Below are 22,684 nucleotides of genomic sequence, written 5' to 3'. Positions count from 1 at the left end.
CCGGGATTCTTGAAATAGTTGTCCACATACTGCCAGTTGTCGGTGTCGAGCGGCGTGTGCGAAGTCATGTACGATAGGGAGCTTTTGTCTCTACTATCTCGCTGTCCAGACTAATCAGGTCTTTGCCCAAGCGGACAATGCGGGCATGTAGTCGGTGCCGACTTCCCCCTTTCCGCCTCCACCGAATGACAACCATCCTGTACCTTCGTCATCTATCACGGCACCCGGGTCGAAAGGAGCCCTGCAGTGGCCTAATCCTTGGGTGAACTGGCTCACCAGCATACGTCTTACCGTCCGATTCCACCCGCGATACGATGGATGGCGCCCATGAGGCTATACCCCATGGCGAGAGGGCCTTTACGTCAATCAGTCCGTGATAAGTCCAATTTACCATGTCATCGGTGGACAGCATGACCAGTGAATGGGATGTATTGGTATGTGTTTTTGCCGTCTTTTCCCACACTGTCCAGTTGCTGGGTGTCATTGGTTCCATACACATAGAGCCTTCCGTTGTATTCCACCGATGTCGGGTCGGCCACAAAAATGAAATCCAACAGCGGGTTGGCGTTTCCACTGAAGAATTGGGGTGATTTTACCGGACGCGTGTCTTTCTTTCTTGAATCGGAAAGCGCCCACACATCGTTTCCTGCGGATATAGCCGCCAGCAGCAAAGCCGCTGTAAATAACTTGATTCTTTTCATTTTTTTATAGTATGTTATAGGAATCTATGGTAGCCTTTTGATTTTGGCTTGTGTTCTTCAATCACCTCAATCCTTTATTTAAGATTGAAAAATCGGGTTATTGAAAAGTTGCCGCAAATATTGGGAATTACTATGTATAATATAAGGTGTATTATGTTTTTAATAATGTGCCTATATGTTTCAAGTTATCATTGTAATCAGATGGTGCTGTTTTAAACTTGCTTTACTTGCTTTGGGATAATTATGCGGCTATGGATTAAATTGTTTGGAAGGGCATTGTGTTTTATGCAAATATATTGGTAGAAGAGCGTTTTTTTATTCTAACGATTCTTGAAAAGAAAAAGCACTGATTATTCCAGATAATCAGTGCTTGAATATCGAGCCGCTAGCCAGACTTGAACTGGCGACCTACGCGTTACGAATGCGTTGCTCTACCAACTGAGCTATAGCGGCAATAAGCTTTTATTTACGGGGTGCAAAGGTACATCTTTATTTGAAAAGGCAAAAAGAATCTCTGTTTTTTTTAGAAATATTTTAGTGGGATAATTTTCTATTTGAATGTCCTGAACTTTATTGCCATAAAAATTGGATAATAAAACGAAAAGAAGCATCTTTGTCGTAGGTCCTATAGCAAATAAGTCTGATACTGATTATGAATTTAAGAATCTATTATAAATATCTTTCTTCACGCATAGCGTCCAAATGGACGGTGTTGTTGGTAGATGTAATTATCGTTGTGATTTCCATGCTTTCTGCATGTTTTTTGCAATATAGGCTTTCGTCCGTATCTTATGAAATTTCTTTGTATGTATGGCTGACCATTTTGGCTGTCTTGTGTAATGTCTGTTTCTTTCATATTCTCCGTACTTATGTGGGTGTTATCCGTTTTTCCTCTTTTGTGGATATTTATCGTGTGTTTTGGAGTCTTACGATAAGCTATGCTGTACTGTTTTTAGGGAATTACTGTTGGTCTGTTTCGGGGCTTGGAGAAACTTTGCCGAACAGCATTCTGTTTATGGCATATATGTTCACCTTCTCTCTGATGGCTTGTATGCGCATTGCTGTGAAGATGCTTTATGAAGCTATTGCTTTTGATGCACGTCATTGCGTGAATGTTTTTATTTATGGATTCCATGGGACTGGAGTCAATGTTGCAAAATCCTTGAGAGTTAGTCGTAATAATCATTATCGCCTGCGTGGCTTTATTTCGGACGAACCTGATATGATAGGTAAACATACGATGGGATGCAGGGTATATCCCAATGATGAGCAGCTGTTTGACCGTCTAAAGAAAAAGAAAGTGGATACAATCATTATCTCTCCAAGCAAGGTGTCGGATTTGGAAAATTCCGGAATGCTGGATAAACTGTTCTCTCATGATATTCATGTAATGACCGTTCCTCCCTTAAGCGATTGTATGGACGATGGACTGATAAAGGACATTCAAATAGAAGATTGGCTCCGTAGAGAACCGGTGCAAGTTGACATGCGTAAAATTACGGCCCATATCGAGGGGCGTAGAGTAATGGTTACGGGAGCGGCGGGAGCTGTAGGAAGGGAAATCGTTCGCCAGTTGGCTACACTGAATCCTTATCAGTTGATTCTGGTAGATCAGGCAGAATCCCCATTGTATGATGTACAGTTGGAATTGTCTGATCATTGGAAGAATCTGGAGGTCCGTGTATTGGTTGCAGATGTTGCTAACCGTACGCGTATGGAGGCTATATTTGAAGAAACACGTCCTCAACTTGTTTTTCATTCTGCTGCGTATAAGCATGTACAACTGATGGATGATTTTGTATCGGAGGCAATTCAAACGAATATATCGGGGACAGTGAATATTGCGGACCTGGCGGCAAAGTATAGAGTGTCCCGTATGGTTATGATATCTGCTGCTAATGCACGTCATCCGGAGAATGCTATGGAATATAGTAAGCGTGTGGCGGAAATATATGTGCAATCATCTGATTGCAGGTTGAAACGCGACACAAGGGAAACTGATATGTTCATAGTACGTTTGGGTGAGGTGTATCCGACGAATACTCATTGTTTGATTACCTTGTCTGAAGCTTGTATGCTCACCCTGGAAGTGGGAGTCATGGGGGATGGGGGAGAAGTGTACATTGTGGGAGGGCCTGGGGATGGACTTTTGGATTCTGTAATCGGTGAAAAGATAAAGCGTGAAAAGGCATCTGTTGATGATTATGAACATGTGCGGGAAGAAGTGCTGGCCTTGGTGCAACATAGTTATACTGAAAAAAAGGCTATTTTGATTGGACTAATGAAAAAAATAGTGCCAATTTTTCCGCTTTCTTCTACCCGATGAAAAGACGTGAAAGTGACAGTTTTTTAATGCTTTTTCTGAAACTTAGAGGTGGAATAAATGTATATTATAAAAATAATATATTACCTTTGTGCCCGATTTATATTTATTACAAGAACTCAAAAGATTAATCAGAATATCTTATGCGTAGATTAATAACACTATTCTTTTTGGTATTTACTTTGTCAGGGGTAGCTTTTGCTCAGCAGATGTCAGATGATCAGGTTGTTCAGTATGTAAAAAGCGCTCAGCAGATGGGCAAAAATCAAAAGCAGATTACTACTGAATTAATGCGGCGGGGAGTGACAAAGGAACAAGTTGAAAGAATTCAGAAAAAGTATGAAAACTCTAAATCTGGAAGTCCGCAGAGCAATACCCAAGATGAGAAGCGTTCTCGTCAACGTGGTGAAATGAGTGGCGTAGTCAAAGGGCTGCGTACAACTTCGGAAACTTATTCTGCCAGACAAACGGATGTTGCAGGGGATTCTTTACAAATGATGGATAATCGTTCCTTGTCTCAAGAGAAGGAAACAGAGGATCCGACTTCGCAAATTTATGGTCATAATATTTTTACTAACGATAATTTGACTTTCGAACCCAATGTGAATGTTGCTACTCCCGAGAATTATCGTCTGGGGCCTGGTGACGAGGTGATTATTGATGTGTGGGGAGCTTCTGAAACAACGATTCGACAAACAATCTCTCCGGAAGGAAGTATTCTTGTGAATAATTTAGGACCGGTTTATCTGAGTGGCAAAACTGTAAAGGAAGCCAATAATTATTTGAAACAAGAATTTGCCAGAATATATTCTGGAGTAACCGGAAATGTTCCGTCTACCCAAGTTAAACTGACATTAGGAGAAATACGTTCTATTCAAGTAAACGTTATGGGTGAAGTTGTGGTGCCCGGAACTTATACCCTCTCATCATTTGCTTCCGTATTTCATGCTTTATATCGTGCAGGTGGTGTGAACCCGATTGGTAGTTTGCGCAGTATTAAAGTGATTCGCAATGGAAATACAATAGCGGATTTGGATGTTTATGATTTACTTATGAAAGGAAAAATGAAGGATGACATCCGTCTGCAGGATGGTGATGTAATTCTTGTGGATCCTTACCAGTCACTGGTACAGATATTAGGTAAGGTAAAACGTCCGATGTTTTATGAAATGAAACCCACTGAAACCGTAGGTACATTATTGAAGTATTCAGGTGGTTTTACGGGTGATGCTTATAAGAAAGCATTACGTATAATCCGTAAAAGTGGACGTGAGCATCAAATTTATAATGTGGATGAGATGGATTATTCCGTATTCCGCGTAGATGACGGTGATAAGATAACGGTTGATTCCGTTTTACAGCGTTTTGAGAATCGTGTGGAAATCCGCGGTGCTGTATATCGTGAAGGTTTGTATCAGTTGGACGGTACGATGAATACAGTGAAGCAGCTGATTAAGAAAGCGGAAGGACTTCGCGGAGATGCATTCTTAAACCGTGCTATAATCGATCGTGAACTTGAAGACTTGTCGCATGAGGTTATACAAGTAGATGTGAAAGGTTTGCTGAACGGGACGGCTGCAGATATTCCTTTGCAGAAGAATGACATTTTATATATTCCAAGTATTCATGACTTGAAGGAAGAAGCTACACTTACCATTCATGGTGAAGTTGCCAATCCGGGTACATATCTTTATTCTGATAAAATGACAGTAGAGGATTTGGTGTTGCAGGCTGGTGGCTTGTTGGAGGCGGCGGCTACAACAAAGGTTGAAGTTGCACGGCGCATGAAAGATCCGAAGAGTACATCTTTCAGTACTACAGTAGGCCAGAATTTCTCTTTTGATTTGAAAGATGGCTTATTGGTGGGAGAAGGAAGCCAGGATTTCCATCTTGAGCCTTTTGATGAAATTTATGTTCGTAAGAGTCCGTCCTATTTTAAACAACAGAATGTTATGGTGGGCGGAGAAGTCCTTTTTAGCGGTAATTATGCACTATCGAAAAAGAATGAACGTTTGAGTGACTTGATAGCTAAGGCTGGTGGAGTAACTCCCGATGCTTATATAAAAGGAGCGCGTCTTATACGTAGGATGACCGAAGAAGAATTCCGCCGTAAGGAAGATGCTCTGCGTATGGCGCAAGCGGGAGGCGGAGATTCCATATCTGTAAAAAGATTGGATTTGTCCGATACCTATTCTGTAGGTATAAATCTGGGAGAGGCCTTGAAAAATCCTGGTTCAGATGCTGATATGGTGCTTCGCGAGGGAGATGTATTATTTGTTCCGGAGTACGTAAGTACAGTGAAAATCAACGGTGCTGTAATGTATCCGAATACAGTTTTATATAAAAAGGGTGAAAGCTTGAAATATTACATCAACCAGGCTGGTGGCTTTGGTAATGACGCCAAGAAACGCAAGGTCTATGTAATATACATGAATGGTACAGTTTCTCGTTTAAGAGCAGGAAACAAGAAAGCCATTGAACCTGGTTGTGAAATAATTGTTCCAAGTAAAGAACAGAAAAAGAAGATGACTACTGCTGAAATTCTGGGAATGGGAAGTACGACAGCTTCTATTGCAGCGATGATTGCGACTATGGTTAATCTCTTTAAGTAATTTGAATTATGAGCGAAGAAAGAATACAAAACATAACTTCTCCACAACCAGAGGAACAAGAAATAGATTTGATAGAACTGGCCCAGAAAGTATGGGCTAGTCGCAAATTGGTTTTTAAGGCGTGTGGTATCGCTGCCCTTGTTGGACTGGTTGTTGCATTTAGTATTCCTAAGGAGTACTCTACAAGTGTGACGTTGGCTCCAGAGAGTGGTGGCAAATCTGGTGGCGGAAGTATGGGAGCCCTTGCAGCCATGGCGGGTATCAATTTGGGTACTTCTTCTGGTGAAGATGCTTTGTCACCCGAACTTTATCCTGATATTGTAAGTTCTACTCCTTTTCTGATTGAACTGTTCGATGTTAAAGTCAAGGATCAGAAAGCAAAAGTAGACACGACTTTATATGCTTATTTGAAAGAAGAACAGCGTTCTCCTTGGTGGAGTGCAATTTTCTCCGCTCCTTTTAAGGTGTTGGGATGGACATTGTCTTTGTTTAAGGATGAACCGGAAGAGGGGGATGCAAAGCTGGATCCTTTTCGTCTTACTAAAGATGAGTCTGCCATTGCAGATGCTTTAAGTAAACGTATCTCTGTTTCCGTAGACAAAAAGACAGGTGTGACAACCTTGTCTGTTACTATGCAGGATCCTTTGATATCTGCTTCGCTGACGGATACCGTGATGCATTGCCTGCAGAACTACATCACAGATTATCGGACTAATAAGGCTCGTCATGATTTGGCATTTACCGAAAAACTTTATGGAGAAGCAAAGGCCAGTTATGAGTCTGCCCAGAAGAAATACGCAAATTTTGTAGATGCAAACCAGAATATAATATTGCTGAGTTATCGCGCAGAGCAAGAGCGTTTACAGAATGAAATGAATTTAGCCTATCAAGTATATACACAAGTGTCTCAACAATTGCAGATGGCAAGAGCTAAGGTACAGGAGATTACACCGGTATATACGGTTGTTCAGCCGGCTACGGTACCTTTGAAGCCTGCAAAGCCCAATAAATTGATGATTTTGATCGGCTTCATGTTCTTGGCAGGTGTCGGCAGTGTGGGATGGATATTATTTGTAAAAGATTTATTAAAGGGATGGAAAAAGCAAACAATATGATGACGGATAATGATATGATGTGCTGGCATGCATTGTACACAGCACCCAAGTCTGAACATAAGTTGATGCAGCGTTTGAATGCTGCGGGATATACTACATATTGCCCGATGCAGGCTGTGTTTGTAAAATGGAAAGGGCATACCCGGAAGGTGATTACTCCTCTTTTTTCCGGATGTTTGTTTGTTGCCGGTAATGTGTCGGAAGTTGCCTCATTGGCTTCCTTGCAGAAGGCTGCTATATTAGTAGATAATGAAGGAAAAAGTTTGTCTATTGAGGCGGGCAAAGCAGAACTTCCTGCCAAGTTTGCCCAATTGCTGAAGTTATGATGAAGCTGATTACAGAAGAACTGCTGGATACCGTTACCTCACATGCTAAGGAGAATTCTCGTTTACGTATGAATTATAATTTTCATGCGTCTATGGATGCTCCTATTCATCGGTTGCTGAATGCTTTGGAACCGGGAACTTATCTTCCTCCTCACCGTCATACAGATAAGGAAGAAACTTATCTGGTTTTGCGTGGAAGTCTGCTGGCATTTTTTTATGATGATGCCGGTAATGTAACAGATAAGGTATGCCTCAATCCTTCGGAAGGTAGATATGGTCTGGAAATTCCTTCTAATACATGGCATAGTATTATTGCCTTGGAGTCAGGTACCGTTATTTTTGAAATTAAAAAAGGCCCATATCAGCCTCTACCCTCAGAGGATTTGGCTTCGTGGGCTCCTCAGACTTCTGATGCAGAAGGAATAAAGGCTTTTATGAAGCGGATGTTGGAACTTTAGCTCTCAAACATCCTGCTTCGTGCAAGCATACATGCCCCTACAATACCCGCCTTGTCTTTTAGTTTGGAAGTTATAATAACCGAATCTTTGTTTACTAGATTCAGAGAATATTTTCTCACAGCGGTTTTTATAGGCTGTGTAATGTAATCCCCAGTCAATGACAGTGTTCCTCCTATAATTACCAGTTCAGGATTGAATAGATTGATTAATCCTGCAATTTGTTTTCCTAACTTTTGGCCAATTTCTTCCACAATTTCAATACAGAGTAAATCTTCTTGGTTTACTGCTGCAATAATTTCGTCCAGTGTGAGTGGGTCTTCTTTAGTGGCTATACGACTGGATAATATGGAACATTCTCCGTTGTTGATACGTTCCAACAAAATACGATGCAAAGCAGAACCGGATGCTTCTGTTTCCAAGCATCCTTTTTTGCCACAGTGGCATAGAATCTCATTGTCGAATACATTGACATGTCCGAATTCTCCAGAAAATCCAGATTTACCGGTATAAACTTTTCCATCTATAATGATTCCAATGCCAAGTCCCCAACTTATATTTACAAAGATGATATTCTTTTCTCCTTTGACACATCCTTGCATATATTCTCCATAAGTCATGGCACGAGTGTCATTATCTATACAAACGGAATATCCGATTTTCTTGGCTAATACTTCTGCTAACGGAAGTTCGGAAAAGTTAAACATGCTGAAACTGTAACCTGATTCAGGATTAACTCGCCCTGATATATTGATACAAATGTTTAATACCTTTTCTGGATTGATTCCTGCTTTCTTTGTAAAATTACTGATGAGTTTACATAGTTTCTCCAAGGCTTCCTGGGTATTTTCAAACTTATATGGGATATTCATTTTCAGTTCTACCATATCACCCTTGAAATTAATAAGTCCAATATTAATGGCAAACTTTTTGATGTCTACTCCTATAAAATAGCCTGATTCAGGATTGAGTCCATAGAGGCTGGGATGACGTCCTCCACTAGTTTCTAACTTTCCGTAATCATTAATATAGCCATCATCGCACATTTCGCTGATAAATTTGGTTACTGTAGGCACACTTAAATCCAGCTCTTTGGATAAATCAGTAATGGTGGAACTACCATTGTATATATAATGCGTAATGATCCTCTTTTTGAGAAGAGCATTCTTGCTTCCCATTTCTATTTCTTTTAATAGCGCTTGGTTCATAGTGATACTTTTATGTATTTCTGCCAAATATACTAAAATAATTTTGTAAATTGTTGTATCTCCTTATGAAATGATATAATTTCTATCATTCTGAGAGAATATTTTATTTTATATTAATTAAATAAGTTAATTATTGGATTTATATTAATAAAATCTTTTATTAATTATTGCATATTTAATAAATATATCTATATTTGTAGCAGATAAATAAAAGAATACTAAGAAAAACCTAAAACAAATGAGAGCAAATAATCGAAGAGATTTTCTAAAAAAGTCAGTATTAGCTGGAGCTTCACTATTTACAGTCCCCTCATTTTTGAGTGCTATTCCCAATAGTAATATAGAGCTATCTCAAGTACTGGAAAATACTTGGGAAAGTAAGTCTGATACTCTCTTAAATAATGGGTTGAAAATAACTGGAACGTTTTTAGATGAGATTTCGCATGATATTCCTCACCAGAATTGGGGGGTAAGGGAATGGGAACGAGATTTTCAATATATGAAGGGAATGGGGATTGACACTGTTATTTTAATACGTTCAGGTTATAGGAAGTTTATTACTTATCCTTCTGAATATCTGCTCAAGAAAGGTTGCTATATGCCTTCTGTAGATTTGGTGGATATGTTTTTGAATTTGGCTGATAAGTATGATATGATCTTCTATTTTGGTTTGTATGATTCTGGGCGTTATTGGGATACGGGGGAGTTAAGTTGGGAGGTGGAAGATAATAAATATGTTATTGATGAGGTTTGGAAGCGTTATGGGAAACATCATAAAAGTTTTGGTGGTTGGTATATAAGTGGTGAAATTAGCCGGAAAACTAAGGGAGCTATTAATGCATTTTATACTATGGGTAAGCAGTGTAAAGATGTCTCTGGTGGCTTACCTACTTTTATATCTCCTTGGATTGATGGGAAAAAGGCTGTTATGGTAAATGGGGGGCAGTTGACAAAAGCGGATGTGATATCTGTGGAAGAACATGAAAAAGAATGGAACGAAATTTTTTATGGTATCCATGAAGTTATTGATGCTTGTGCCTTTCAGGATGGACATATAGATTATGATGAGTTAGATACGTTCTTTACTATAAATAAAAAATTAGCAGATAAATATGGTATACAGTGCTGGACTAATGCAGAGACATTTGATCGTGATATGCCTATCCGTTTCTTGCCCATTAAGTTTGATAAGCTTCGTATGAAATTGGAAGCAGCTAAACGTGCAGGTTATGATAAAGCTATTACTTTTGAATTCTCTCATTTTATGAGTCCACAATCTGCTTATCTGCAGGCAGGACACTTATATGACAGATATAAAGAATATTTTGGAATCAAATAATATATAATAGGTATGAAGTCAAATATAAATTTTTCTTATTTAATATTTTTGTCTGTCGTGGCAGCTTTGGGAGGCTTTTTGTTTGGGTATGATGCTGCGGTCATCTCAGGAACTATATCTCAAGTAACTGTGAAGTTTGGATTGGATGAAATCCAGATTGGTTGGTTTGTTGGTTGTGCCTTGATCGGTTCTATTATAGGTGTACTGTTTGCTGGTAAGTTGAGCGATATGTGGGGAAGGAAAGTAACAATGTTGATAGCAGCGGTCTTTTTTTCAGTATCAGGTATTGGCTGTGCATTTAGTGACTCTTTGGAACAACTGGTGTTTGCACGTATGTTGGGAGGTATAGGTATTGGAATTGTTTCTGTTGTATCTCCTTTGTACATATCGGAAGTTTCAATAGCTCAGTATCGGGGACGGTTGGTTGCTTTGTATCAATTAGCTATTACTATAGGTTTTTTAGGTGCATATTTGACAAATTTACAATTACTCCATTTGTCTCAGAGTGGACTTGTGCTAAGTGTTGATTGGCTGAACCTGATTTTTGTTTCAGAGGTATGGAGAGGCATGTTGGGCTTTTCTTGTATTCCATCATTACTCTTTTTCTTTATACTCTTCTTTATTCCAGAAAGTCCACGTTGGTTGATATTGAAAGGACGTGATGGTTTAGCAAAGAGTATTCTTCAGAAAATATATCTTGTTCCACAAGATACTACAGAGCAATTGCAAGAAATAAAATCCGTCATTCGGTCAGAAGTTAAATCCGATTGGAGTTTTTTGTTGCAACCAGGAATTCTCAAAGCAGTATTAATAGGGGCGGCCATTGCTATCCTTGGACAGTTTATGGGAGTAAATGCGGTACTTTATTATGGACCTACCATTTTTGAAGAAGCAGGTCTGTCAGGTGGAGATGCTCTGTTTAGTCAAGTGCTGGTAGGTGTAGTTAATGCTGTGACCACAGTTATTGCAGTTTTCATTATAGATAAAGTTGGACGAAAGAAACTTGTGTATTATGGTGTGTCTGGTATGATACTTTCATTATTATTAATTGGATTTTATTTTAGTTTTGCTGAAACGCTCAATTTGCCAAATAACTTCTTGTTGTTTTTCTTTTTGTTTTATGTTTTTTGTTGTGCTATTTCTATTTGTGCAGTCATTTTTGTACTGCTTTCGGAAATGTATCCTATCCGTATTCGTGGGATGGCAATGTCTCTAGCCGGATGTTCCTTATGGGTAGGTACTTATCTTGTAGGACAACTGACACCATGGATGCTTCAGAATCTTACCCCCGCTGGGACATTCTTGTTGTTTGCTGTGATGTGTATACCTTATCTTCTGATTGTCTGGAAATTGATTCCTGAGACTACCGGTAAGTCTTTGGAAGAAATAGAACGCTATTGGATGAAAAAATAATCGACCTTATAAAAATATGAATTATGGACTTTAAACAGTTAGCAGCGCAGTACAAAAATGAACTTTTTGAAAATGTACTTCCTTTCTGGTTGCATCGCTCGCAAGACTTTGAGCAGGGTGGTTATTACACTTGTTTGAATCGTAGAGGTGAAGTATTCGATACGGATAAATTTGTCTGGCTTCAAGGCCGTGAAGTTTGGTTATTTTCCATGCTTTATAATAAAGTGGAAAAGCAGAAAGAGTGGCTGGATTGTGCAGTTCAAGGTGGTGAATTCTTGAAAAAGCATGGTCATGATGGCAATTATAACTGGTATTTTTCTTTGGACCGGAAGGGGGCTCCTTTGGTGGAACCCTATAATATCTTCTCTTATACATTTGCTACGATGGCCTTCGGGCAACTTAGCTTAGCTACAGGTAATCAAGAGTATGCAGATATTGCCAAAAGAACTTTTGATATTGTATTATCAAAGGTGGATAATCCTAAAGGTAAATGGAATAAACTTTATCCAGGAACCCGCAATTTAAAAGGATTTGCCTTGCCTATGATCCTTTGTAATCTGTCTTTAGAAATAGAGCATCTTCTGGATGACAAATTTCTAATGAGTACAATTGATACTTGTATTCATGAAGTAATGGAGGTCTTTTACCGCCCGGAGTTGGGAGGTATTATTGTAGAAAATGTACTTGCTAGTGGGGAACTTTCTGATTCATTTGAAGGACGGCAAGTGACTCCAGGACATGCTATTGAAGCGATGTGGTTTATAATGGATTTAGGTAAACGATTGAATCGTCCAGAATTAATAGAGAAAGCTAAAGATATTACTTTAACAATGGCTGAATATGGTTGGGATAAGGAGTATGGTGGGATTGTCTATTTCATGGATCGTGATAAATGTCCTCCACAGCAACTGGAATGGGATCAGAAATTATGGTGGGTTCATATTGAAACATTGATATCAATGCTAAAGGGATATCAATTGACGGGTGATAAAAATTGTTTGGAGTGGTTTGAGCGAGTGCATGACTATACATGGAGTCATTTCAAAGATACTGAATATCCAGAGTGGTTTGGGTATTTGAATCGTAGAGGTGAAGTTCTATTGCCTTTGAAAGGTGGCAAATGGAAGGGATGTTTTCATGTTCCACGAGGGCTATATCAATGCTGGCAGATTTTAGAACAATTAAAGAGTAATATATAATTTGTATAACTTAATTTCTATAAGATCATGAAAAAAAACACAATCGTTAGACATTGTTTTTCAAGGAAGTATATCTCCTTGTGTATATTCCTATTATTGGGGATAATAGGTGAAAAGGCTTTTGCGTATTCTGTTTGGGAAACATATGCGAATGAAACGGAAGGTATATATTTCTCTCTGCAAGAAAGTATTAAAATAACTGGAGTAGTAAAGGATAACAAAGGGGAACCAATTATTGGTGCCAACATTGTAGAACTGAATAAAAAGGGTAATGGTACTATTACAGATATTGATGGTAAGTTCACATTATCAGTTTCGAAAAATGCAGAAATAAGTATTTCATTTATTGGTTTTGATGAGAAAAAAATAAAGATAGGACAGCAAACTTCTTTCGATATTATATTAGAAGAATCCTCGCAATTTCTAGATGAAGTAGTGGTTGTAGGTATGAATAATAGACAGACTCGGCGCTCAGTGACAGGGGCTATATCTACAATTCAAACGAAAGAATTAAAACAGAGTCCTGTTGCAAATCTTAGTAATGCTTTGGCGGGTAAATTGCCAGGATTGATTACTGTACAGACTTCTGGACAGCCAGGCGAAGATGCGTCTTCTCTATTTATCCGTGGTGTCGGTACATATGGGACATCAAACCCGCTAGTTGTTATAGATGGTTTACCTCGTTCTCAAACAGATTTTAATCAGTTAGATGCTAATGAAATTGAGTCTGTAACAATTTTGAAGGATGCGTCTTCATCCTCTCTTTATGGTATACAAGGTGCTAATGGAGTTATTGTTGTGACTACTAAACGAGGAGTTGATCGTGAAAAACCGCTTATTTCTTTTACTGTTCAACAAGCGGTTCAGCAACCTATTCGTCTGCCCGAAACAATGAGTTCTTATGAGCAAGCTCTTTATTATAGAGATATGGATATGAATGATGGACAGACTGAACGCTATACGCCGGAAGTATTGGATATTATTAAAAATGGTTCAGATCCTTACTTATATCCTAACGTTAACTGGTTTGATGAAATTTTGAAGAAGAACTCTATGCAGAGCCAATATAATATCAATATATCAGGAAGTGCATTGGGAAAACTGCGATATTTTATTTCCGGAAGCTATGTAAATCAAGGGACTCTTTTGAAACATCAGGATATTTTTGAAAAGAATTATGGTGTAAAAAGTAAGTTTGATAGATATAATTTTCGTTCCAATGTTGATTTGGACGCAACTTCAATGCTGAATATACGTATTGATTTGGCCGGACGACTGGAAACTCGTGTTGGACCTGGTAGTGATTTTTCTAATGTGTTTAGTGTTATTACAACGCGTTCTCCGTCTTCTCAACCGGTATTTAATCCGGATGGAACATTGGGAGCTGGTAGCGCCCTTGAAATTCCTTTTCAGCAGAACCCTTATGGCATTGTTACTCAGAGTGGTTATTACACCAGGCATACAAATGTGATGTCAGGAACATTGTCGGCAAAACATAAATTAGATTTTATAACCAAAGGATTGAGTGCTCAGGTTTATTTTAGCTTTGAAAGCAATAACTATCAGCATACGACAAGATTACAATCATTTGATTCATTTTGGTATAAAGGCAAGGATGCTACTGGTGAAGCTATTTATCAACCACATAGTGTAAAATCTCGCTTATCGACTACTGACAGCCGTTGGGTGGAGCGTTATACTTATCTGGATGTACGTCTTAATTATGATAGAACTTTTGCGGAGAAACATCAAATTAGCGCACAACTTTTAGGAAATAGAACCTTACGTTCGCAAAATGCCGAACTCCCATATGCTTATCAAGGAATCAGTAGCCGTATTGCTTACAATTTTGATACTCGTTATTATTTAGAAGCCAATATTGGTTATAACGGTTCAGAAAATTTCCCTCCTAAAAAGCGTTATGGTTTTTTTCCTTCATTTTCTGCAGGATGGGTGTTGAGTGATGAAAAATTTATATCTTTACCATCATGGATCCAACTAATTAAATTAAGAGGATCTTATGGAACTGTGGGTAATGATAAAATTGGTGGACAACGTTGGCTGTATATTACGGAATTTACTCCTGGTGGAACTGCTATGGGAACCTATCAATTTGGAGTGTCTCCACAATCAGTAGCTGGATATAATGAGAGTAGAGTTGGTAATAAATTTGTTACTTGGGAGAAATCAGCGAAAGGTAACGTAGGCTTTGATTTGTCCTTATTTAAGGATAATGCTGTGCAGTTTACTTTTGATTACTTCTGGGAAAAAAGAAATAATATTTTGACTACTCCTGGAGATGTTCCTGATTATGTTGGTATAACTAATGTTGCTCCTAGGAATTCTGGTAAAGTAGAGAATAAAGGTATTGAGGCAGAGCTTCGTTTTAATAAGCGTATAAATAAAGATTTGTCAATTTTCGCTAATTTGCAAATGACTTATGCGCGTAATAAAGTTCTTGAGAATGATGAACCGATACCAGCTTTTGATTATCAAGATCTGAGAGGTTATGAAATTGGTTATGTACTTGGATATAAATCGGCGGGACTTTTTCAAGATGAAGAGGATATCAGAAATAGTCCAACACAAAGTTTTGGTACAGTAGTTCCTGGAGATATTAAGTATGTAGACACAAATAAAGATGGAGTTATTGATGCGTTTGATAGAGTACCTATTAAAGTGAATAATGTGCCTCGTAGTATGAGTGGACTATCATTAGGAGTGACCTATAAGAATTTTGATTTTAGTATGCTGATGAATGCATCGACAGGTGGAACTGCTTATTTATATACATATCCAAGTAGCAAAATCAATTTGGAGAGATGGACTGCTGAAAATAAGAATGCACGTATACCTGCTGCACATTCAACAACGAATAATACTGTTGTAACAGATCATTTTGTACAAAATACTGATTATATAAAATTAAGAAATGTAGAAATTGGATATACATTGCCTAAAAAGTTTTTGAGTTCATTGCGGATTTCTACAGCACGTATCTATTTGAATGGACAAAATTTGGCGGTTTGGGATAAGATGTGGTTGAAGGATCGCGATCCGGAGTCTGCAGGTGGTGCTGCATTGGCATATCCTTTACAGCGTGTATTTAATATCGGAATACACGTAGAGTTATAATTACTAATTATTATAATTAAAATAAAGTATAATTATGAAACTTATTAATTTTATTATAAAAAGCATGTGCGGATTTTCTATTTTAATTTCATTTGCTTCATGTGATGATTTTCTTGATAGAGATCCTAGTGACCGTATTACTGAGGAGGAAGTTTTTCAGAAAATACAAACTGCTGAAGAATACTTAAACAATGCTTATACATTTTTACCGGACTTCCAAACTTGTACAGAAGATTTGGGAGGACGCTATAAGTTAGGAGGCGGTACAGATGAAATCGGATATCAACAGACTGCTGGCGTTACGCAAACCCCCTATGATTTTAACAATGGGAACTGGAATGCGGCTCAATTTCCTATGCAACGTTCTTGGACTGATTTTTATGCTTGTATCAGACGTGCTAATGTTTTTATGAGTAATTATGATTTGATTCCTGATGAAGTTTCTACCGGCGGTACAAGTAACAGAAAGCAACGTTTGTTAGGAGAAGCTTATGGCCTGAGGGCATTTTACTATTTTCAGCTGTTTACCATGTGGGGTGGTGTACCTATAGTTGATAAACCTATTGATTTAGGAGAAACTACTGGTACGACTTTGACACGAGCTTCTGCTAGTGAAATAGTGGATTTTATTCTTCAAGATCTTGAAACGGCTGCTAGTATGTTACCGGCGAATCATGATGAAAGCCAATTGGGACGTTTTACTCAAACGATAGCAAAAGCTTTGGCTTCAAGGCTGACATTATATTATGCAAGTCAGTATTGGAATCCAGAAAATGACATTACAAAATGGCAAACGGCTGCAAGTACTGCAAAAGCTGCTATTGATTATGCTGAACAAAATGGTTATCGTTTGGCTGATAATTACGCTGATATTTTTTCTGCAACGGTTAATCCGGAAGTCATTTGGTGCAAAAACTCTGGTGGAAGTGAATGTGTTTGGTGGAATTGGTATGGTTTTCCTTTAGGATATGGAGGATGGTATGTAGATGGCCCTTTGCAGGAAATGGTAGATTCTTATGAGATGGCTGCAACAGGCGAGATCCCAGTATTAGGTTATGATGAGAATGATAACCAGATTATTAATCTGAAATCTGGATATGATCCAGTACATCCATTTGAAGGTAGAGATCCACGTTTTTATGTAAGTATCCTCTATCATGGGGCTCAATGGCAGGGAAGAGCGGTTGATGTATCTCCAACTGGACTAGATAATATTAATATAGGTGGTGTACCACGAGTTAATTATTTTACAAGAAAGTATTTATGGGAGCAACATAATTTGACGACTGGATCGGGGAATTCGTATCGAAGATTTGCAATTATTCGATTGGCAGAGCTTTATCTTAATTATGCGGAAGCACTGAATGAAGCAGAAGGCCCAACAGCAGAAGTCTATAATGCAGTTAATAAGATTCGTAGACGTGCTCAATTACTTGATTTACCGGCAAATCTGACTAAAGATGAGATGAGGAATAAGATCAGACAAGAAAGGCGTGTGGAACTGGCATTTGAAAATCACAGATTTTGGGATGTTAGACGTTGGAAAATTGCAGAAATAGTTGATAATAAAAAGGTGCATAAGATAACGGTAAATGCAGATGGAACATATAGTTATCCAGTATTTCAAAACCGTGTATTTGATAAGGCTAAACATTATTTATTTCCTATTCCTCAGTCTGAAATAGATAAAAATCGTAACTTAGTTCAGAATCCAGGATGGAATTAACAGAGATTGAATATTAGATTATAAGATAAAAATGACTTTATTTTGAAATAGATAATTATGAGAAAGAATTTTATATTTAAAATGAGTGTAGTATTCGTGATGGGTATTATGGCATTAGGTCAAGTATCATGTTCATCAAAGACTGAAACAAATGTAGATAAAGAAGGGGAGGCTTCTTCTGAGTCTCAAGGCGATGTGTTTTTTCAAACAAGAGGGATTATTCTTTCATGGGATGACGTCAAGAAACCAGAAGTTCTGGATTGGTTAAAACTTTCAGAAAATGCAGGTATTACTACTCTTAGTGTTTTTGGTGCTGACATATATTCTGCTGAATACCAGGAGTTCGTCTCAAAATGTCGTGAAAAGTCTATTGATATTGAATACCAAGAACATATGATGGCGACTTTGTTGCCAAGAGACTTGTTCAAGGAGCATCCAGCATATTTCCGTATGGATGAGAACGGTCAACGTACAGCAGATTTTAATTGTTGTCCTTCATCGGAAGAGGCTTTGAGTATAATAGCGGCTAATGCAAAAGTTGCCGCCCAAAAATGTACTTCTAGTAATAATAAATATTATTACTGGTTAGATGATGGCGGAAAGAGATGCCATTGCAAATTATGTGATAAATACAATGATAGTGATCAAGCTTTGTTGATAGAGAATCAGATAATAAGGGCTTTGAAAGAAGTTAATCCACAAGCAAAGTTGGCACATCTTGCTTATCAAGGTACTATTCCTGCACCGGAAATTGTAAAACCAGAGAATGATATTTTTTTGGAATTTGCTCCTTTTAATCGTCGTTGGGATAAGCCTTTGAGAGAACGTGATGCTATTCGGGATGGAATGACAATTACTCATGGTGAATATATTGATGCATTAGAGGCTAATTTAAAAGTCTTCCCTAAAGAAACGGCACAAGTTTTGGAATATTGGATGGATGTGTCTTTATTTAGTGACTGGAAAAAGCCAGCGGTACAATTACCTTGGAATAAAAATGTATTTCTTTCGGATATCAACACATATGCACATTATGGTATTCGTAATATTATTGCATATGCAGTTTATGTCGATGCTATATACTATGAAACCTATAAGAATGTCAATTTTGTACAAGAGTATGGTGATGGTCTGAAGAATTATCGTTTACCGGAATAAGATAAATGAATAGAATTACGAGTAGCAATGTATGCTACTTGTAATTCTACAATAAATAAGAAGCATAAAAAGAACTATGAGAAAGTTTTCTGTATTTTTAGGAATAATTTTATTTGTTCAGATCCTGTATAGTTGTACTTCTCCAATTATTCCTTATTCCATAGACGCGAAGAAAGAAGACCCTCCGCTAGAGACTCTGATCAATTGGGAGGGATGGTATACCATTAAGGCTATAAAACCATTTTTCGCTCCTTGGGATTATTTGGAGGATGAGACGGTATTTAGGTGTTTCTTTTCTTCACAATATTTTTATTTTAGTTTTAATGTAGCAGATGCCACTCCAATCATGTGTCGTGAGTTTGTTCAAGAGTCTGATGTTGAAGCTGAGGATCGTGTGGAAATCTTTTTTTCGGCTTCAAAAGATATGGGACAATATTATTGTATGGAGATAGATCCTAGCGGGCATGTTATGGATTATTCAGCTAGCTATTATAGAAAATTTGATTATGAATGGAATTTTAAGAGTCTGGAAATATGTTCCATAAAAGATGAAAAAGGGTATATCGTTGCAGGCAGACTGTCTGTTTCAGAACTTTTGGAATTGGGAATTGATTTAGAAGAGTTTTATATGGGAGTTTTCAGAGCAGATTTTACAACGCCTAATACGGTTATTTGGTATTCATCTGTGAGTATAAATGAGCCTAAACCAGATTTTCATAACCCCAATATCTTATTTCCTTGTATGAAAAAATAGTTATATCTTAAAAACTGATCGCTATGTATAGAAATACTTTTTTATCTGTTATGTTTCTTGCGTGTTGTTTTAATGGTAGTCTTTGTGCACAAAGTGATGCACAAATTTATGAAAGGACTTGTGATGCAAAGACTTATCCTTTTTCAGACCCATCTCCAGTTGCGACACCTAATAATTCTTATTATCCTTATTTCCGCTTTGATGGTTTTTCTATGCAAGCGCAGGAGAAGCAGTGGAAAATGGTTGTTTTGGAAAATGATTATGTGAAACTAACTGTAACTCCAGAAATCGGAGGGAAAATTTGGGGAGCCATAGACAAAGTTAATAATAAAGAATTTGTTTACACTAATGGAGTCGTGAAATTTCGTGATGTGGCAATGAGAGGACCCTGGACATCGGGAGGTATAGAATTTAATTTTGGTATTATTGGTCATGCTCCTACATGTAGTACTCCTATAGATTATCTTACAAAAAAGAATGTGGATGGTAGTGTTAGTTGTCATATATTTTCTTATGAGTGGATTACGCGTACAGTCTGGAATGTCGAAATTAGTTTACCTAAGGACAAGGCTTATTTCACAACGCACACAACTTGGTTTAATCAGTCTTCTATTGATCAACCTTATTACCAATGGATGAATGCTGGTTATGCTACTAAAACTGGAACAAGATTTTATTATCCAGGTACTTATAGTATAGGACATTCGGGAGATTTGCATCCTTATCCGATTGATGAGGAGGGGCGAGATGTCTCGTGGTATGATAATAATAATTTTGGTGCTTCTAAATCTTTACATATAATAGGTGATTATAATGATTATTTTGGGATTTATTGGCATAATGAAAAACATGGTTCAGCTCATTACTCCAATTATGATGAGAAATTGGGGATGAAATTTTATCTTTGGAGTTTTTCACGTGAAGGGGCCATCTGGGAAGAACTATTGACTGATGATAGTGGGCAATATGCGGAACTACAATCTGGTAGAATGTATAATCAGCCAAGTGTGACCAGCGGTTTTACACCATTTAATCATAATGAGTTTGCTGCACAGATGACAGACCAATGGACTGAATATTGGTTTCCTATAGCCGAGATCGGTGGTCTTTCTCAAGCAAGTCCGCTAGGCGCTATATATGTAGAGCACTCTGAAAAAAATATTGAAGTTCATTTATCTGCTCTGAAAGATATTTGTACCGATATGGAAATTTACAATGACAGGCAATTATTGATGAAGATGCCTATAAAAGCTAAAATATTAACTCCTGAGTATTTTAATATACCTTTGCCTTTTGATATTCCGGAAGGAAAGCTCAGAATTATAATAGGGAATAAGGAATTGGTTTATTCAGAGATAAAAAATGATTATGAACTGAACCGTCCGAAAGAACTACCAGCTGATTTTGACTGGAATTCTACATATGGGCTTTATATGCAGGGTAAAGACTGGCTAAATCAGAAAATGTATGGAAATGCGGAAAAATATTTGAAAGCAGCTCTAGAGAAAGATGTATATTTTATTCCGGCATTGGTAAGCTTATCTTCATTGTATTATAAGAAAGGGATGTATCTTGATGCTTGTGAATTGGTAAAACGAGTGTTGAGTTTAGATACTTATCATGGAGAGGCCAACTATTTGTATGGATTATGTAGTCGTGCTATGGGAAATCTGGCAGATGCCAAAGATGGCTTTTCCGTGGCAACATTTTCTCCAGGTTTTCGTACGGCTGCTTATGAGCAGTTGGGTGAACTTTATATGAGAGAGGAAAATTGGGAAAAAGCTGAGCAATATGCATTAAAAAGTTTGGAGTATAATCAAATGAACTTATATGCGAAGCAGTTGCTGATTGTCCTTTACAGAAAAAGTAATCATGCGGAAAAAGCGTTGAGTGAAATAGAAAAAATGACAGAACAGTTGCCATTGCTACATTGGGTTCGATTTGAAGAGTATTTATTGGAAGCCTCGACTGCTGAAGAATTCAGTTCTCTTATTTGTAATGAGCTCTCTTTCGAGACTTATATGGAAATGGCTGTATGGTATGAGTCTATTGGCTGTCTGGATGAAGCTATTACACTTCTATCATTTGTAGATACTTATCCAATAGCTTTGTATCAGAAGGCCTATATATATCATTTGAAAGGGGATGAAAAGGGGGCAATGGTATTTTTGGATGAGGCTAATAAGAAGTCTCCTAAAATGGTGTTTCCTTTTCGTGCCCATACATTGAAAGTTTTGGAATGGGCAGCAGGTTTGTCTGATAATTGGAAAATAAGTTATTATCGTGGGCTGATTCAATGGAGTGTTGGCAATACATGTTGTGCTTTAAATTTATTGAATAGTTGCAAAGATGTTCCTGATTATGCTGCTTTTTATTTAAGTCGTGCTGAGTTGCGAAAGGATAAGTCTGGTTTGCCCGATTTGCTCATGGCTCAAAAACTTGATCAATCATGGAGAACACAGTACTATTTATTAAATTATTATGTTGATCATGAGCAATGGGCAGAGGCTGTAAAAGTGGGAAGGAATGCTTATAAGAGATATCCAGATAACTATTATATTGGATTAAAATATGCAATGGCTCTTTGTGAGAGTGGACAGTATATGGCTAGTCTCAATTGTCTGAAGAAGTTACAGGTACTTCCTTATGAGGGATCGTATATTGGACGTGATATTTATCGCAGGGCTTGTCTGTATCAAGCTATGAAAGAATGGGAAGATGGTAGGTATGCCAAAATGTTAACAATGATAGAGAAAACACAAGAATGGCCGGAGAACTTGGGGGTAGGAAAGCCTGATGAGGAGTTGATAGATACTCGCTTGGAAGACTATATGGCAGCTATTGCGTATGTAGAACAAGGGCAAAGTATGCAAGCAGATAAATTGTTCTCTCAAATTGCAAGTAGCAATATGTCTGAAGCTTATTTTGACTCAAATAACCTTTTGGTTGTGCTGGCATTGCGTAACTTAGGAAAAGTTGACATGGCAGATAGTCTTGTGAATGAATGGAAAGTTAAACATGTACATAATGAAATAGCTCAGTGGTGTATATTGGTTTATAATAATGAAAAGAAAAAGGCAACAGAGATACTTAATAAGTATGAAGAAACGGAAGAAATTGCTCCATGGAATGTTGGTTATAGGGATTATAACTTTAAATTGATAAGAAAATTGAGTCGTATATTGAAAAAATAAAATTCTAACCTTGTTTATTATATAAT

At 37.7% G+C, this 22,684-nt stretch carries 16 protein-coding genes and 1 tRNA gene; 13 read left to right on the top strand and 4 right to left on the bottom strand.

Annotation, left to right across the window (positions count from 1 at the left end; translation table 11 throughout):
* Positions 1 to 114 precede the first annotated feature (114 nt).
* The 3 genes from DWX62_RS21925 to DWX62_RS09815 all read right to left on the bottom strand — a co-directional run bounded on the left by DWX62_RS21925 (position 115) and on the right by DWX62_RS09815 (position 1,154).
* Entirely contained in the window at positions 115 to 282 is a 168-nt protein-coding gene (locus DWX62_RS21925; RefSeq protein ID WP_022402117.1) for a hypothetical protein, read from the bottom strand.
* 113 nt (positions 283 to 395) lie between these two features.
* Positions 396 to 701, bottom strand: coding sequence for a hypothetical protein (locus tag DWX62_RS09820; protein ID WP_120172790.1), 306 nt, complete (start codon positions 699 to 701; stop codon positions 396 to 398).
* A 380-nt stretch (positions 702 to 1,081) separates the two neighbouring features.
* Positions 1,082 to 1,154: transfer RNA gene (locus DWX62_RS09815), tRNA-Thr, on the bottom strand.
* 199 nt (positions 1,155 to 1,353) lie between these two features.
* Here DWX62_RS09815 and DWX62_RS09810 point away from each other — a divergent pair.
* From DWX62_RS09810 to DWX62_RS09790, 5 genes are all read left to right on the top strand, one after another.
* Entirely contained in the window at positions 1,354 to 3,027 is a 1,674-nt protein-coding gene (locus DWX62_RS09810; protein ID WP_117681626.1) for an SDR family NAD(P)-dependent oxidoreductase, read from the top strand.
* A gap of 140 nt (positions 3,028 to 3,167) precedes the next feature.
* Positions 3,168 to 5,636, top strand: coding sequence for an SLBB domain-containing protein (locus DWX62_RS09805; protein WP_005827906.1), 2,469 nt, complete (start codon positions 3,168 to 3,170; stop codon positions 5,634 to 5,636).
* 8 nt (positions 5,637 to 5,644) lie between these two features.
* Positions 5,645 to 6,751 carry a Wzz/FepE/Etk N-terminal domain-containing protein gene (locus DWX62_RS09800; protein WP_005827908.1) on the top strand — a complete coding sequence of 369 codons (1,107 nt, stop codon included), beginning with the start codon at positions 5,645 to 5,647 and terminating at the stop codon, positions 6,749 to 6,751.
* Positions 6,730 to 7,077, top strand: a complete 348-nt coding sequence (locus DWX62_RS09795) for a UpxY family transcription antiterminator (protein WP_087332657.1) — start codon at positions 6,730 to 6,732, stop codon at positions 7,075 to 7,077. Before DWX62_RS09800 ends, DWX62_RS09795 begins: the two co-directional genes overlap by 22 nt.
* Positions 7,077 to 7,535, top strand: a complete 459-nt coding sequence (locus tag DWX62_RS09790) for a WbuC family cupin fold metalloprotein (RefSeq protein WP_243636261.1) — start codon at positions 7,077 to 7,079, stop codon at positions 7,533 to 7,535. Before DWX62_RS09795 ends, DWX62_RS09790 begins: the two co-directional genes overlap by 1 nt.
* Here DWX62_RS09790 and DWX62_RS09785 read toward each other — a convergent pair.
* Positions 7,532 to 8,740, bottom strand: coding sequence for an ROK family transcriptional regulator (locus tag DWX62_RS09785; protein WP_087332655.1), 1,209 nt, complete (start codon positions 8,738 to 8,740; stop codon positions 7,532 to 7,534). The genes DWX62_RS09790 and DWX62_RS09785 overlap by 4 nt on opposite strands.
* Before the next feature lie 238 nt (positions 8,741 to 8,978).
* Between DWX62_RS09785 and DWX62_RS09780 the strand changes: the two genes are divergently transcribed.
* The 8 genes from DWX62_RS09780 (at position 8,979) to DWX62_RS09745 (ending at position 22,658) form a co-directional block, all read left to right on the top strand.
* On the top strand, positions 8,979 to 10,079 hold the full coding sequence (locus DWX62_RS09780) for a DUF4434 domain-containing protein (protein ID WP_087332654.1): 1,101 nt from the start codon (positions 8,979 to 8,981) through the stop codon (positions 10,077 to 10,079).
* A gap of 12 nt (positions 10,080 to 10,091) precedes the next feature.
* Positions 10,092 to 11,492 (top strand): sugar porter family MFS transporter, encoded by a 1,401-nt coding sequence (locus tag DWX62_RS09775; RefSeq protein WP_005827917.1) that lies wholly within the window; start codon positions 10,092 to 10,094, stop codon positions 11,490 to 11,492.
* Between the two features lie 23 nt (positions 11,493 to 11,515).
* The gene (locus DWX62_RS09770; protein WP_005827920.1) at positions 11,516 to 12,691 is read left to right on the top strand and encodes an AGE family epimerase/isomerase; all 1,176 of its coding nucleotides are present in this window, start codon (positions 11,516 to 11,518) and stop codon (positions 12,689 to 12,691) included.
* Positions 12,692 to 12,718: 27 nt separating this feature from the next.
* Positions 12,719 to 15,826 carry a TonB-dependent receptor gene (locus DWX62_RS09765; RefSeq protein WP_005827922.1) on the top strand — a complete coding sequence of 1,036 codons (3,108 nt, stop codon included), beginning with the start codon at positions 12,719 to 12,721 and terminating at the stop codon, positions 15,824 to 15,826.
* Between the two features lie 34 nt (positions 15,827 to 15,860).
* The gene (locus DWX62_RS09760) at positions 15,861 to 17,552 is read left to right on the top strand and encodes a RagB/SusD family nutrient uptake outer membrane protein (protein ID WP_005827924.1); all 1,692 of its coding nucleotides are present in this window, start codon (positions 15,861 to 15,863) and stop codon (positions 17,550 to 17,552) included.
* A gap of 57 nt (positions 17,553 to 17,609) precedes the next feature.
* Positions 17,610 to 18,710: a DUF4838 domain-containing protein gene (locus DWX62_RS09755; protein WP_005827926.1), complete on the top strand. Its 1,101-nt coding sequence runs from the start codon at positions 17,610 to 17,612 to the stop codon at positions 18,708 to 18,710.
* A gap of 76 nt (positions 18,711 to 18,786) precedes the next feature.
* Positions 18,787 to 19,464 (top strand): hypothetical protein, encoded by a 678-nt coding sequence (locus tag DWX62_RS09750; protein ID WP_117887809.1) that lies wholly within the window; start codon positions 18,787 to 18,789, stop codon positions 19,462 to 19,464.
* A 23-nt stretch (positions 19,465 to 19,487) separates the two neighbouring features.
* Positions 19,488 to 22,658: a DUF5107 domain-containing protein gene (locus tag DWX62_RS09745; protein WP_120172788.1), complete on the top strand. Its 3,171-nt coding sequence runs from the start codon at positions 19,488 to 19,490 to the stop codon at positions 22,656 to 22,658.
* Positions 22,659 to 22,684: the final 26 nt, after the last annotated feature.

Source organism: Bacteroides sp. AF20-13LB, from assembly GCF_003603065.1.
In the GTDB taxonomy this organism is placed as follows: domain Bacteria; phylum Bacteroidota; class Bacteroidia; order Bacteroidales; family Bacteroidaceae; genus Bacteroides; species Bacteroides uniformis.
This window is presented reverse-complemented; position numbering and strand designations above follow the sequence as displayed.